This is a genomic window from Amycolatopsis sp. NPDC051128, from assembly GCF_040682715.1.
Classification (GTDB): domain Bacteria; phylum Actinomycetota; class Actinomycetes; order Mycobacteriales; family Pseudonocardiaceae; genus Amycolatopsis.
In genome coordinates, this window is record NZ_JBFBBN010000039.1 from 35771 (window position 1) to 48725 (window position 12955).

The following is a 12955-nucleotide window of genomic DNA, read 5'->3' on the forward strand; positions in this document are numbered from 1 at the left end:
CCGGGGAGTTCAGCTCGCGAGGGTGATGGTCACCGTGTTCGCGCTCGCGGTGACCGTGTGCGTGGCCGCGTCGTAGCTGCCGCCACTGACCGAGTTGACGCCGGTCGAGAAGAACACCGGCAGCTGGATGGCGACCGCGCCGCCGGGCAGGCTCCCCGACAGCGTCACCGTGACGACGCGCGCGCCGCTCGAGCCGCTCACCGCGAGGGAGACCCCGTAGGTGGACCGGCTGCCCGACGCGACGTCGTAGGTGTTGGTCAGGTTGCCGACCGAGATCGTCTGGCCGGGCGCGATCCAGGAGTTCGGCACGCCGCGGCCGATGTAGAGCGGCCGGGTGAACGTGTACGGCCCGGAGCCGCTCGACGCCAGCCCTTCGGCCACCAGCGACTCCAGCAGGCCCTGCTGCTGCCCCGCGATCGGCCACGCGTACGGGCACGCGCCGAACTGCGGGCCGGCGTGACTGCCGATCCACGGGTTGGCCGTGCTCGGCCCGCTGCCGTTGGCCTCCCACCAGGCGTTCGGGCCGCCGGTGGTGGTCTTGAGCTGCCAGGCGTAGCTGGTGATCGGCAGATCGCGGTAGTTGTTCGAGTAGAGCCCGTCGGAGGAGTACGACGTGTTGTACGCCGTCGAGTACCCGTTGAACGCCCCGAAGGTCGGGAACGGGTAGCCGTTGGCGGACAGCCGGTTGAAGCCCCACTGGTACATCCGGTCGATCTGCCCGGGGTCGCCCATGATGCCGGTCAGGGTGCCACCGGACAGCATCGTCGACCACTGGTTCTGCCCGACCCACCCGGGCGAAGCCCAGTTGGCGTCGTTGAAGGTGTTGCAGCGGTTGGCGCTGTTAGGCTTGTCGACCTCACAAGGCAGGTAGTTGAACCCGTTCGCGGACTGGTTGCGGCCCACGACGGTGTTCAACGCGTTCAGCAGCGAGGTGTAGGCGGTGTTCGCCCACGTCGCTTCGGCGGTCTGGCCGATCTTGGTCGCGATGTACTTGTAGGACGCCAGCATCTGCAACGCCGAGAAGTTGCTGAACAGCCAGCGGCCGGTGGAGTCGTTGTCGAAGTTGGTCTGCAGGGTCCCGTCCGAGGCGAGCTGGGCGGGGTACTTCACCCGGGCGATGGTGCGGAGACTGGGGCCCCACGAGCCGGTGTCGTTGAAGTATTGGCTGACGAACGCGGTGTCGTTCGTCTTCGCCAGGTACGTCGCCCAGGAGCCCATCGTCTTCCAGACGCCGTCCCAGTACCAGTTGGCGCCGACCTCGTCCCAGTTGTCCTGCTGGGAGATCCGCGCGGTGAGCAGCAGGTTCCGCGCGTCCCGGAAGTCGCCGGTCTGGAACTTGGCGGTCAGCTCGCCGGGGACGTCGTGGTTGAGGATCCAGTTGTAGTTGTTGGCGCCGGAGAACTGCGCCTTGCCCACCTGCATGATCAGGTTGTAGATGGTGCCGGCCTTGTAGGCGTTGGCCATCGCGGTGCCCGGGTTCGCCAGGCCGCCGGTGTTGGGCAGGGTGGTGTTGGGCAGGCTGAACGTGTTCGTCTCGGCCAGCCGTGAGTTCCAGTACGACGCCATCTGGGTGTACGCGGTGTCGTAGTTCGGCGCGTTCGACGACAACGTCGAGCCGGTCGGCAGCGCGGCGCCGTTGCCGAAGTTGTCCACCGCCACCACGAAGTCGTGGTTGCTGGTCTGTCCCGCCGCGACGGTGTCCAAGCCGGACGAGGTGAGCCGGACCAGGTTCGGCCCCGAGCCGCCCGGCGGCACCGTCACCGGCGACGAGCCGTTGTTCTTGATCGACACCCGGGTGTACACCAGCATGAATGCGCTGCCGTTGACGGTGACCTTGGCGGCGAAGTTCTTGATGGTGATCCCGACGCTGCCCGAGGTGCGGCTCGTCGTCATCGCCGGCAGGTAGCCGTTGTCCTCGGTCCACTGCACCGACTGCGCGCCCGGGTTGCCGCCGTAGGTGTACGCGCTGAACGAGTACATCCCGCCGCACAGGCCGTTGTACGTGGTGTTCACGCCGCGGGCGAAGAACGAGCCGGACAGGTAGCTGAAGACGGGCCAGTAGTTCCCGTCCCAGCCGATCGCCGTGGTGTTCTGGAAGCCCTGGCCGTACGGGTCGTTCGGCGTCTGGAAGTTCGTGCCGTACGACCGCGGCAGCCCGGAGTTCTTGCAGGCGTTCGGCGCGAGGTTCGGGATGCCCTCGTAGGTGGTGCCCGGCGTGCCGGGGTTGTAGCCCGGCAGCCGCCACGCGCTGCCGCTCGCCGTGGAGCAGGGCAGCTGGACGAGCGCGTTGTTCGCCGGGGCGACACACTTGCCCGAGCTGACCGCGACGACGTTGAAGGTGTTCGTCCCGGCCGGCTGCAGCCGGAACTGCTGGTTCGTCTCCCCGTGACACGCGTACTGGATCACCGCGGCGTTGTCCGAAGTGGACGCACCATAAATGTCCACACAACTGCCGGAGGTGAACGTGCCGATCGTGTAAGCGTCACCGACCGGGGTGAACCTGAACGACTGCCCCGCACCGGAATTGCAGGCGGTCTGGGTCAGCTGCACGGCACTGTCGCCGTTGGGCACGGTGGCGCAGCTGCCGCTGCCCTGGTTGACCATCGTGCTGGTGAACGTGGTCGCGGCGGTCGCCGGGGCCACGACGAAGAATCCTGCCGCCAGCGAGGCGGCGACGAGCAGAATGGGACGTCTCATCGGGTTTCTCCTAGCTCAGGACAGGAAGGAGCCGTACGGGCCGTTGAGGATCGCGGTCTTCTGACTCTGGTTGAAGTGCGTGTTCGGGTAGTCGTAGAACGACGCCGACATCGGGGTCCCGTCGGTCGACGTGGAGTCCGGCAGGCCGAACGCGTGGCCGAGCTCGTGCACCATGCCGCCGTACCAGCGGTTCATCGGGCCGTTGACGCCGGCCGCGCCGTCGGCGTCGTGCTGGCAGAGGATCACCCAGCCGCCGCCTCCGCCGCCGCCCGCACCCGGGCCCTCGGCGATGACCTCGCCGACGTTGATCCACCGGCTGTCCGGCGCCTTGACGTCGAACCGGCGCAGCAGCTCCTGCTGCATGTTGAACACCGCCCACCAGTAGCGTTCGCCGCCGTTCGGGGTGTTCTCGTACCAGCTCTTCACGTGCTCGCCGGTGACGACCTGCACGACGGGGTCGTTGAGCCGGAACGTCTTGCCCAGCTCCTGCCCGTAGTACCGCTGGGCCTCGCGCAGGACGTTCGCGATGCCGTCCGGGTAGCGCTGGTCGTAGGGCACGTCGGACGGCCGCAGCAGCCACACCCGCACGGTCTTCGCCGGCGGGTCCTGCGTGCCGCCGCCGGTCGGGTAGCCGGCCAGCCGCCACGCGCTCGCCGTGGCGCAGGGCAGCTGGACGAGCCCGGTGCCCGCCGGGGAGACGCACTTGCCGGAGGCGGCCGCCACCAGCAGGAAAGCGCTTCCCGAGGACTGCAGCCGGAACTGCTGGTTCGTCCCCGAGTGGCAGGCGTACTGGATCACCGCGGCGTTGTCCGAAGTGGACGCACCATAGATGTCCACGCAGCTGCCGGCGGTGAACGTGCCGATCGTGTAGACGTCACCGGACACCGGAGTGAACCGGAACGACTGCCCGGCGGCGGAAGTGCAGCTCGACTGGGTCAGCTGCACGGCGCTGCCGCCGTTGGGGACGGTGGCGCACTGGCCGTTCCCCTGGTTGACGATCGTGCTGGTGAACGCGGTCGCGGCCAGGGCGCTGCTCGCGGACAGCACCGAGAGCAGGCCCGCCACCAGGCACAGCACCACGGAGGCAGCCAGCCGCGTCACGCCACGGTTGTGCCGAAATTCCACAGGACGCGTCATCGGGTCCTCGCAATCTTCGGTTAGCGTTAACAGTGACGGCTGGGTGCGCTCCCATGTGCCGACGTCGTCGTGAGTGAGAAACCCTGTTTCCCACCCACGACCGCTAACGGGTCAACCGACGGTGGCCACCGGGATCCAGACCCGCATCGGGCCGGATTCCCGGTTGCCCCAAAGGAAGTACGGGATCGCGGTCAGCTCGACCGGCTCGCCGGGCGCGCCGGGATGGGCGCCGTACAGCTCGTCCGACGACGGCGGTTCGAGACTCCCGCGCGCGGTGAGGGTCACCGGCACCTCCGGCGGCCGGCCGGCGGCGGTACCGGTGGCGGTGCTGGTGAAAAGCGGCGCGGCCGGGTCGATCCGCACGTCTTCCAGCGTGACACCGCCGGGCAGGTCGGCCTGCTCGACGCAGTAGACGAGCGGCCCGCGCGCCACCGCGACGCAGCCGCGCACGGCGTCGATCCGCGGGTGCGGCCGGACGACGCGGGCGGGCATCGGCAGTTCGAGCGTCACCGTGACTCCGGCGGACCAGTCCCGGCGCACCTCGGCGTAACCGTCGTGGACGTCGGCGGGCGCGCCGTCGACCAGGGCGCCGTCGGCCCAGCCCGGGATCCGCAGGGCCAGCGTGAGCGCCGTTTCCGTGGTCACGGTCAGCTCGACCCGGCCGTCCCACGGGTATTCGGTGCGCGTGACGACGTGGACGTCGGAACCGTCCACAGTGGTGCGCAGCTCCCCGGCGGTGTACAGGTGCACCTGCAGCCCGCCGCGGTCGGTGGTGGCCACGTAGCCCGACAGCGACGCGACCAGCCGCGCGAGGTTGGGTGGGCAGCAGGCGCACGAGTACCACGGCAGACGCCGCGACGGCGCGTCCTCGTGCGAGCCGTCGTGGCCGGTCCGCAGGTGCAGCGGGTTGGAGTAGAAGAAGTGCGTGCCGTCCAGCGCGGTCGAGCCGGCGATCGCGTTGTACAGCGCGCGTTCCATCTCGTCGGCGTACCGGCCCTCCCCGGTGGCCAGCAGCATCCGCCAGTTCCACTGGAAGCTCGCGATCGCGGCGCAGGTCTCGCCGTACGCCCGGTCGGGCGGCAGCTCGTACGGGTCGCCGAACGCCTCGTCGCGGTGCCGCGAGCCCTGGGCGCCGGTGAGGTAGGTCTTGGCGCCGAACGCGTCGGCCCACAGCCGGCGGGACGCGTCCAGCAGCTCGTCGTCGCGGGTCTCGACGGCGACGTCCACGACGCCGGCGAGCAGGTAGAGCTGGCGCACGACGTGCCCGGCGACCTCGTCGGCCTCGCGCACGGGCACGTGGTCCTGCAGGTACCGCGGTCCGAACCGCTCGCCGTTGAGCAGGCCGCGCCCGCGCAGGTCGAGGAACCGCGCGGCCAGGTCGAGGTAGGGCCGGTGCCCGGTCAGCCGGTACAGCTCCACCAGCGCCGTCTCGATCTCCGGGTGCCCGTCGACGTCATCGACGGTCGCGAAGCGTTCGACGATCAGGTCCGCGAAGCGCCGGGCGACCGTGACGAGCTGGGCGCCGACCCCCGCCCTCGCGGCGGCGACGGCCGCCTGGATCAGGTGGCCCGCGCAGTACAGCTCGTGACTCCAGTGCAGCTCCCGCCAGCGCAGCTCCGGTTTGTCGACGGTGAAGTAGGAGTTCAGGTAGCCGTCGTCCTCCTGCGCCTTGGCGACCAGCGCGGCGGTGGTGTCGAGGAACGCGCGCAGCTCGGCGTCGTCCGGGGTCCGGCCGAGCTGCCAGGCGGCGGCTTCCAGGGTCTTGTAGACGTCGGAGTCGGCGAACCACATGTTCCGGTGGTCGCCGTCGACCTCGCCGGTGACGCGGCGGAGGTTGTCCAGCGCGCCCGCGGTGTCGAGGTGCTCGACGCAGTGCGGCAGGGTCCGGCTCGCGTTGCGCTCCTGCCAGCCGCCGAAAAGGCTGTCCGGCGCGAAGGCGACGGCGCCGAGGAAGAGCGGCCGCAACGCCGACGTCGCGGCGGCCGTGGGGTGCACGGGCCCGAGGATGCGTTCGGTCATCGAGTGCTCCTGTCAGCCCTTGAGGGCTCCCGAGGTGAAGCCGCGGATGTAATACCGCTGCAGGACGAGGAAGACCGCCACGCACGGCAGGGCGGAGACCACCACTCCCGCTTGCAGGGCCCCGAAGTCGACGGAGCCGAGGCTGCCGGACTGGAGGTTGAACAACGCGACCGGCAGGGTGAACTTCTCGCCGTCGGTGAGGAAGATCAACGGCGCGACGAACTCGTTCCACGCCGCCAGGAACGAGAACAGCGCGATGGTGACGATGCCGGGGAGCACCCCGCGCAGCAGCACCCGGCGCAGCGCCCCGCCGACCGAGCAGCCGTCGATCAGCGCCGCCTCTTCCAGCTCCACCGGCAGCGCTTCGAAGGAGTTGCGCATCATGAACAGGCCGAACGGCAGCTGGAGCACCGCCATCACCAGGCCGAGGCCGATCAGCGAGTTCTGCAGGCCGAGCCAGCCGAGCAGGATGTACAGCGGCACCAGGATCGTCGTGTACGGCACCATCAGGATGGCCAGCGTGACCAGGAACAGCACGTTGCGCCCGGGAAAGGCGAGCCGGGCCATCGCGTAGCCGCCGAGCGTGGTCGTCACGACGGTGACGGTCACCGCGACGACCGCCACCACCGTCGTGTTGAGCAGGTAGGTGCCGATGCCGCTGCCGTAGCCGGCGAGCCGCCGGTAGTTGTCGGTCCCCGCGTCCCCGGCCTCCCGCCCGGTCAGCGACGAATAGAGCGTCCAGAGCAACGGCAGCAGGAACAGCACGGCCAGCGCCGCGCTCGTGACGTGCGGGCCCACGGCCCGGATCCGGTTCACCGGCCCTCCCGGCGGATCAGCCGCAGCTGCGCGACGTTGAGCACGATCAGCACGGCGAGCGTCGCCACCGAGACCGCGGCCGCCCGGCCGAGGTCCTGCGACAGGAACGCTTCGCGGTAGATGTCGATGACGACCGTGGCGGTGTCGTGCCGGCCGCCGGTGAGGATGAAGAACTGGTCGAACGCCAGCAGGGAGCCGGTCAGCGACAGCACCATCGCGAGCGCGAGCGTCGGCCGCAGCAGCGGCAGCGTCACCCGCCACAGGATCTGCCACCGGTTCGCGCCGTCGATCCGCGCGGCCTCGTACAGCGCGGGGTCGATGCTCTGCAGGCCGGTCATCAGGATGAGCATGTAGAACCCGGCGAACCGCCAGGTGATCATCCCGACGGTCGAGCCGAGCGCGCCGCCGCCCGAGCCGAGCCAGTCCACCCGGCCGAGGCCGAGGTAGTCCACGAGGTGGTTGAGTGCCGAGGAATCGGTGTTGAACAGCCCGTAGAACAGCAGGCTGGTCGACGCGAGCCCGACCGCGCTGGGCAGGAAGAAGACGGTGCGGACGACGCCGGTGCCCGGCCGGTCGTGCTGCACTCGCAGCGCCAGCCCGAAGGCGACGAGGCTGAGCACCACCGTCGTCACCAGGGTGTACTTCAGCGTGAACCACACCGCCCGCAGGAACAGCGGGTCGCTCAGCGCCTCGTAGTTCTTGACGCCGTTGGGCGCGGACGCGCCGACGAGCGGCCAGTGGCTGACCGACATCCACAGCATCAGCCCCAGCGGGATGACGAAGAAGACGGCGACCAGCACGGCCATCGGCGTGGCGTAGGCGATCCCGAGCCGGCGCCGTCCCCGGGCGATCGAGCCTCGGCGGCGGGGTGCCGGCGCCGGGGACTCCGGCGCCGACACCCTCGGAGGCAACAGCGACACCACGGTCAGCCGCCGCTGGACAACGACTCGGTGACAGCCGCGTTGTGCTGCTTCAGGATCGAGCCGACGTCGCCGCCGCCGAACACCGCGTCGATCACGGTCTGCGTCCAGGGACCGTTGGCGTCGTTGAACGTCTTGCCGAAGTTGACCGAGATCGGCGTCTGGCCCTGGCCCGCGAGCCGGTTGAACACGCCGAGCCGCGGGTCCTGCTTGGCGTAGGTGTTGTCGGCGAGGTCGGACCGGACGGTGATGTTCTTGCTCTTCGCGACGACGTCGACCTGGGCCTGGTCGGACAGCGTCCAGGAGATGAAGTCCCACGCGGCCGCGGCGTGCGTGCTGTTGCTGCCGATGCCGAGCACGTCACCGCCGACGAACGACGAGCTGCCGCCGGTCAGGCCGGGGATCGGCGCGACGCCGACCTGCAGGCCGGGTCCTTCTTTCATGCCCTGCAGCGCGGTGGCGCCCATCGGCTGGATGCCGATCTTGCCGTCGAGGAACGGCTGCGTCCACGTGGGCCCGGACTCGTTCTTCGCCGACGGCGGCACGACCCCCTCGGTGTAGAGCTGCCGGAGGAGCGAGTAGACCTGCGCCGCCTGCGGGCTGTCGAGCGTGGCGGCGGTGCCCTGATCGTTGAGCACTGTGCCGCCGGATGCCCAGATCATCGGCCAGCTGGTGAACAGCTGGCAGCCCGGGCACGCGCCGCCGAAGAAGTAGCCTTTGACGTCCCCGCCGAGCGCGGCGATCTTGCGGGCCGCGGTGGCGAGCTCGGGCAGCGTGGCCGGCGGCTTGGCCGGGTCGAGGCCGGCGCGGGTGAACAGGACCTTGTTGTAGAACACCGCGGACAGGTCGATGTCGTGCGGGACGGCGAAGTGCTTGCCGCCGGCGGTGGCCGCCTTCATGTGCGCGGGCGCGAGGGATCCCTTGAACGGCAGCTGGTTCACACGGTCGGTGAGGTCGAGAAACAGGCCCTTGGCCGCATAGTTCGGCGCGTAGACGACGTCCGCCGCGAGCAGGTCCGGGAGCTGCCGGGCGCCCGCGGCCGTGCCGACCTTCTGCTGGTAGGAGTCGGCTGGGAAGACCGTCAGCTTCACCTTGTTCTGGTGGCTCGCGTTGTAGGCGTCGATCAGCGTCTGGCTGAAGGTGGCCGTCGGCGACCGGGTCCACATGGTGATCGTGGTGCCGTCGTCGACGCCGGGGGTGTCCCCCGCCGCCGCCCCGGACGGGCCGCTCTGGCAGGCCGCGAGGACGAGCGCGCCGGCGACCGCGGCCGCGGTACGCCCCCACCGCGCCCTGGATCGGATGTGCGAAATCATCGACTCTCCTATCGGGAGGCCGCCGCCTGCGGATGTCGAAGAAGGACCGGAGAAACTTTCAGAAACCGGTTTCCGACTCAAGCTAGGACCGTTCATCCGGCGCGTCAAGGGGCTATTTGCAGGGGTTACGTTGAGTTGCCGACGAGCACGGAGGTACTGTGCCTGCCATGCCCCCGCGGAAACTTTCGGAAACTCCCGGAAACGTCGCCAAGCCGGCCACGATCAGCGAGGTCGCCCTGCTGGCCGGCGTCTCGGTCGGGACCGCGTCGAAGGCGCTCAACGGCCGCGGGTCGCTCCGCGCGGAGACCCGGCAGCGGGTGCTGTCCGCGGCCGAGCAGCTGGGCTTCCAGCCCAACCGCGCGGCCGTGACGTTGAACTCGGGCCGCACCTACACGGTCGGCATGATCACCACCGACACCATCGGCCGGTTCAGCATCCCGCTGATGATGGGCGCGGAGGACGCGCTGGGCGCCGGCGAGATGTCGGTCTTCCTCTGCGACGCCCGCGACGACCCGATCCGCGAGCAGTACTACCTGCGCACCCTGTTGTCCCGCCGGGTGGACGGCATCATCGTCACCGGCCGCCGCACGCAGGCCCGCCCGCCGATCGGCGCGGCGCTGCCCATCCCCGTGGTGTACGCGTTCATCAGCTCCGCCGACCCGCACGACTGCTCCGTCGTGCCGGACGAAGCGGGCGGCGCCCGCAAGGCCGTCGAGCACCTCCTGGCCACCGGCCGCCGCCGCGTCGCCCACATCACCGGCCCCGAGCGCCACCACTCGGCGGCGGTGCGCGCCGCCACGGCCGTCGAACGGCTCGCCGAAGCCGGGCTCGACCTGGTCGGCGTCCCGATGTTCGGCGAGTGGAGCGAGGCGTGGGGCCGGCAGGCGGCGCGGATGCTGCTCGGCGCGAACGATCCCTTCGACGCCGTGTTCTGCGGCAGCGACCAGATCGCCCGCGGCGTCGCCGACGCGCTGCGGGCGGCCGGCCGTCGCGTGCCCGACGACGTCGCCCTGGTCGGCTTCGACAACTGGGACGTCATGGCGCTGGCCTGTCAGCCGCCGCTGACGAGCGTCGACATGGAGCTGGAGGCGCTCGGGCGGACCGCCGCCGACCTGCTCCTGGCGGCGATCAACGGCGAGCCGTCCCCCGGCAGGCACACCCGGCCGTGCCGGCTGGTGATCCGGGATTCGACGGGCTTCTCCCCGGTCAGGCCATCTTCAGGAGAATGACGCCGAGGCCGAGCGCGACGAGCGCGACCACGAGGAGGAGCTGCTTCCACCACGGCAGCCGCGTGCGGCGCACGGCGAGCAGCGCGAACAGCCCCATCTCGGCGACGAGCAGCCACACGCTGGTCCAGACCGCCACGGAGAACGGGATCCCGCCGAGCGCCCCGGCGACGAGGACGAGGCCGGGCAGCACGGCCGCTTCGAGGATCTGGCCGCTGGCCCGCAGCAGCGACCGGAGGTCGACGCGCTCGCCGTCGACGTCGTGGAGGGCGAGGTGGGAGACGTACTCGGCGAACAGGCTCGCCGCCCAGATCCCGCCGGTGGCGATCACCAGGTCGAGCACGGCGGCCCACGGGACAAGCGGTTCCCGGAGCCGGCCGGCGAGCACGAGCAGGGTGCTGAGGCAGGTGATGCCGCCGTAGACGCGTTCCCGCAGCACGGCGGCCAGGTGCGCGGAGCCGCGCGCCGGGGGCGCGTCCGGTGAAGTCACGGCGATCATCTTGCCCGCCGCTGAGCCGGAGCTACGGCCGGGGCAACTGGCCGAGGTACGCCCGCAGCATCACCTTGAGCTGGCCGAGCAGCGCCTCCGCGCCCGCGGGGCCGCCGCGGAACGCCTCCTGGATGACGGCGTCCGCGGCGAGGAACGCGGTGCGGCAGGCGGTCGCGGCCGCGTCGTCGTCGCGGAGCAGGCGCTGGGCGACGAGCACGCGGTGCACCCCGGCGGCCATCACGCGCTTGTGCGCGACGTCGGCTTCCCGCGTCCCCTCGGTGAGCCCCCGGCCGAACCACAGGGCACGGAACCCGGGTTCGGCCTGGTAGAGCCCGGCGAAGGCGTCCACGAGCAGGGCGACGGGGTCGTCCCAGGTCTCGCGCGCCGCCTGCTCGGCGAACGACGTCATGAGGTCTTCCAGCCGGCCGAGGTAGACATCGCCCAGCGCTTCGGTGATGGCGTCGCGGTCCGGCAGGTACTGGTAGAGCGCTCCCACGGAGACGCCGGCCTCGGCGGCGACCCGGGTCGTGGTCAGCGCCTCGACGCCTTCCGCGGCGAGCAGCCGGTCGGCGGCCGCCAGCACCTTGGCGAGCTTCTGCCGCGACCGCGCCTGACGCGGCACCCGGCGCAGCCGGACGCCGGCTTCGATCGGGTCCGGCCCTGTCATCCCGCTCCTCAAACCTGAACGTGACTTTGATTCACTTTTATCCTAGCCTCGGCACCATGTCAGCACTGACTTCGGTTGTCGACGAGGCGCGCCGCGCCGTGGCCAGGGCCTGCCACGGGCTCGCGGGCGAAGGCCTGCTGATCGGCACGGCGGGCAACGTGAGCGTCCGGGCGGGCGAGCACGTCGCGGTGACCGCGACGGGTGTCGTGCTCGGCCGGGCCACGCCGGACGACGTGACCGTCGTCGACCTGGACGGCGAAGTGGTCGCCGGGGAGCTGGCGCCGACGTCGGAACTCGAGCTGCACCTGGGGATCTACCGGCGCTACGGCGCGGGCGCGGTGGTGCACACCCACTCCCCGCAGGCCACCGCGGTGTCCCTGGTGCTCGACGAACTGCCCTGCGTGCACTACCAGCAGCTCGCGCTCGGCGGCGCGATCCGGGTCGCGCCGTTCGCGGTCTTCGGTTCGGCGGAGCTGGCCTCGGAAACCCTCGCGGCGCTCGAAGGCCGGGCGGCGGCGCTGCTGGCCAACCACGGCGCGATCGCCCACGGCCCGACGCTCGAGGCCGCGGTGGACAACGCGCTGCTGCTGGAGTGGGCCTGCGGCCTGTACATGCGGGCCGCGACGCTGGGCGCGCCGCGGGTGCTGGATCAGGGGCAGCAGGACGCCGTGGTGGCCGCGGCCGTGCGACGCGGCTACGGCCGGCCCCGGCGGATCGAGGAGGAACGATGACGCAGACGGTCGTGACGCTGGGCGCGCACGTTTTCGACGTGCAGGTCCGGCCGGTCGAGGCCATCCCGGATGGCCAGGGCGCGGCGCTGGTCGAGCAGATCCGGTTCGGGCCGGCGGGCACGGCCGCGGGCACCGCGGTCACGCTCGCCAAGCTCGGCGCGGTGGTCCGCACGGCGGGCGCGATCGGCGCCGACCCGGTCGGCGACCTACTGCTGGCGATGCTCGCCCGCCACGGCGTCGACACGTCGCTGGTGCTGCGCCGCGACGGCGTGCAGACGTCGGCGTCGGTGCTGCCGATCCGGCCCGACGGCAGCCGGCCCGCCTTCCACGTCCCGGGCGCGAACCTCACCTACGAGCCTTCGGACGCGCCCGCGGCGGAGATCGCCCGCGCGACCCACCTGCACCTCGGCGGGCCCGAGCTGATGGGCGGCGAGAAGGCGGCGAAGATCCTCGCCCCGGCGCGCGCGGCGGGCGTGGTGACCTCCGCCGACCTGCTCGCGCCCGGCGATCCCGGGGTGCTCGCCTGGCTCGCACCCGCGCTGTCCTCTTTGGACTACCTGCTGCCCAACGAAGAACAGGTGCTGGGCCTGACCACCGCCGCCACACTGGAGGACGGGGCCCGCGCGCTGCTCGACCGGGGCGTCGGCTGCGTCGCCGTGACGCGGGAAGCCCGCGGCGCCTTGGTGGTGACGCCGGATGAGACGATCGCGGTGCCCGCGTTCGCGGTCCCGGTGGTCGACACCACCGGGTGTGGCGACGCGTTCTCGGCGGGGTTCCTGCGGGGCATCGGCCTCGGCCGGTCCCTCGAGGCGTCGGCGGTGCTCGGCTGCGCGGCCGCGGCTCTGGTGGCCCAGGGTCTCGGCAGCGACCACGGCGAGTTCGACCTCGCCGCCGCGGACGCCTTCGCCGCTGGCACCCCGGTCCTCACCCTGGCGTAGG

The 12955-nt window shown here is 71.2% G+C and carries 11 protein-coding genes; 3 read left to right on the forward strand and 8 right to left on the reverse strand.

Annotated elements, in window-relative coordinates:
• Positions 1 to 9: 9 nt before the first annotated feature.
• From AB0M82_RS31900 to AB0M82_RS31925, 6 genes are all read right to left on the reverse strand, one after another.
• Complete coding sequence (locus tag AB0M82_RS31900) at positions 10 to 2697, reverse strand: RICIN domain-containing protein (RefSeq protein WP_364729842.1); 2688 nt, start codon at positions 2695 to 2697, stop codon at positions 10 to 12.
• Positions 2698 to 2712: 15 nt separating this feature from the next.
• A complete protein-coding gene (locus AB0M82_RS31905) occupies positions 2713 to 3798 on the reverse strand; it encodes an RICIN domain-containing protein (protein ID WP_364729845.1) in 1086 nt (361 codons plus the stop codon).
• Between the two features lie 147 nt (positions 3799 to 3945).
• A complete protein-coding gene (locus AB0M82_RS31910) occupies positions 3946 to 5853 on the reverse strand; it encodes a beta-L-arabinofuranosidase domain-containing protein (protein WP_364729847.1) in 1908 nt (635 codons plus the stop codon).
• A 12-nt stretch (positions 5854 to 5865) separates the two neighbouring features.
• Positions 5866 to 6669 (reverse strand): carbohydrate ABC transporter permease, encoded by an 804-nt coding sequence (locus tag AB0M82_RS31915; RefSeq protein WP_364729850.1) that lies wholly within the window; start codon positions 6667 to 6669, stop codon positions 5866 to 5868.
• The gene (locus AB0M82_RS31920) at positions 6666 to 7589 is read right to left on the reverse strand and encodes a sugar ABC transporter permease (protein WP_364729853.1); all 924 of its coding nucleotides are present in this window, start codon (positions 7587 to 7589) and stop codon (positions 6666 to 6668) included. The genes AB0M82_RS31915 and AB0M82_RS31920 overlap by 4 nt, the downstream gene beginning before the upstream one ends.
• Positions 7590 to 7594: 5 nt before the next feature.
• Positions 7595 to 8902 carry a sugar ABC transporter substrate-binding protein gene (locus AB0M82_RS31925; protein WP_364729856.1) on the reverse strand — a complete coding sequence of 436 codons (1308 nt, stop codon included), beginning with the start codon at positions 8900 to 8902 and terminating at the stop codon, positions 7595 to 7597.
• Between the two features lie 167 nt (positions 8903 to 9069).
• On the opposite strand from AB0M82_RS31925, the gene AB0M82_RS31930 reads away from it, so the two are divergent.
• Positions 9070 to 10131, forward strand: coding sequence for a LacI family DNA-binding transcriptional regulator (locus AB0M82_RS31930; protein WP_364729858.1), 1062 nt, complete (start codon positions 9070 to 9072; stop codon positions 10129 to 10131).
• On the opposite strand, the gene AB0M82_RS31935 is transcribed toward AB0M82_RS31930, so the two are convergent.
• Complete coding sequence (locus AB0M82_RS31935) at positions 10109 to 10618, reverse strand: hypothetical protein (protein WP_364729861.1); 510 nt, start codon at positions 10616 to 10618, stop codon at positions 10109 to 10111. The genes AB0M82_RS31930 and AB0M82_RS31935 overlap by 23 nt on opposite strands.
• A gap of 31 nt (positions 10619 to 10649) precedes the next feature.
• Positions 10650 to 11285 (reverse strand): TetR family transcriptional regulator, encoded by a 636-nt coding sequence (locus AB0M82_RS31940; RefSeq protein WP_364729864.1) that lies wholly within the window; start codon positions 11283 to 11285, stop codon positions 10650 to 10652.
• A 56-nt stretch (positions 11286 to 11341) separates the two neighbouring features.
• Here AB0M82_RS31940 and AB0M82_RS31945 point away from each other — a divergent pair, with 56 nt between their 5' ends.
• Together AB0M82_RS31945 and AB0M82_RS31950 are read left to right on the forward strand one after the other, a co-directional pair.
• Positions 11342 to 12016, forward strand: a complete 675-nt coding sequence (locus AB0M82_RS31945; RefSeq protein WP_364729867.1) for a class II aldolase/adducin family protein — start codon at positions 11342 to 11344, stop codon at positions 12014 to 12016.
• Positions 12013 to 12954 (forward strand): sugar kinase, encoded by a 942-nt coding sequence (locus AB0M82_RS31950; protein WP_364729870.1) that lies wholly within the window; start codon positions 12013 to 12015, stop codon positions 12952 to 12954. Before AB0M82_RS31945 ends, AB0M82_RS31950 begins: the two co-directional genes overlap by 4 nt.
• Position 12955 lies beyond the last annotated feature (1 nt).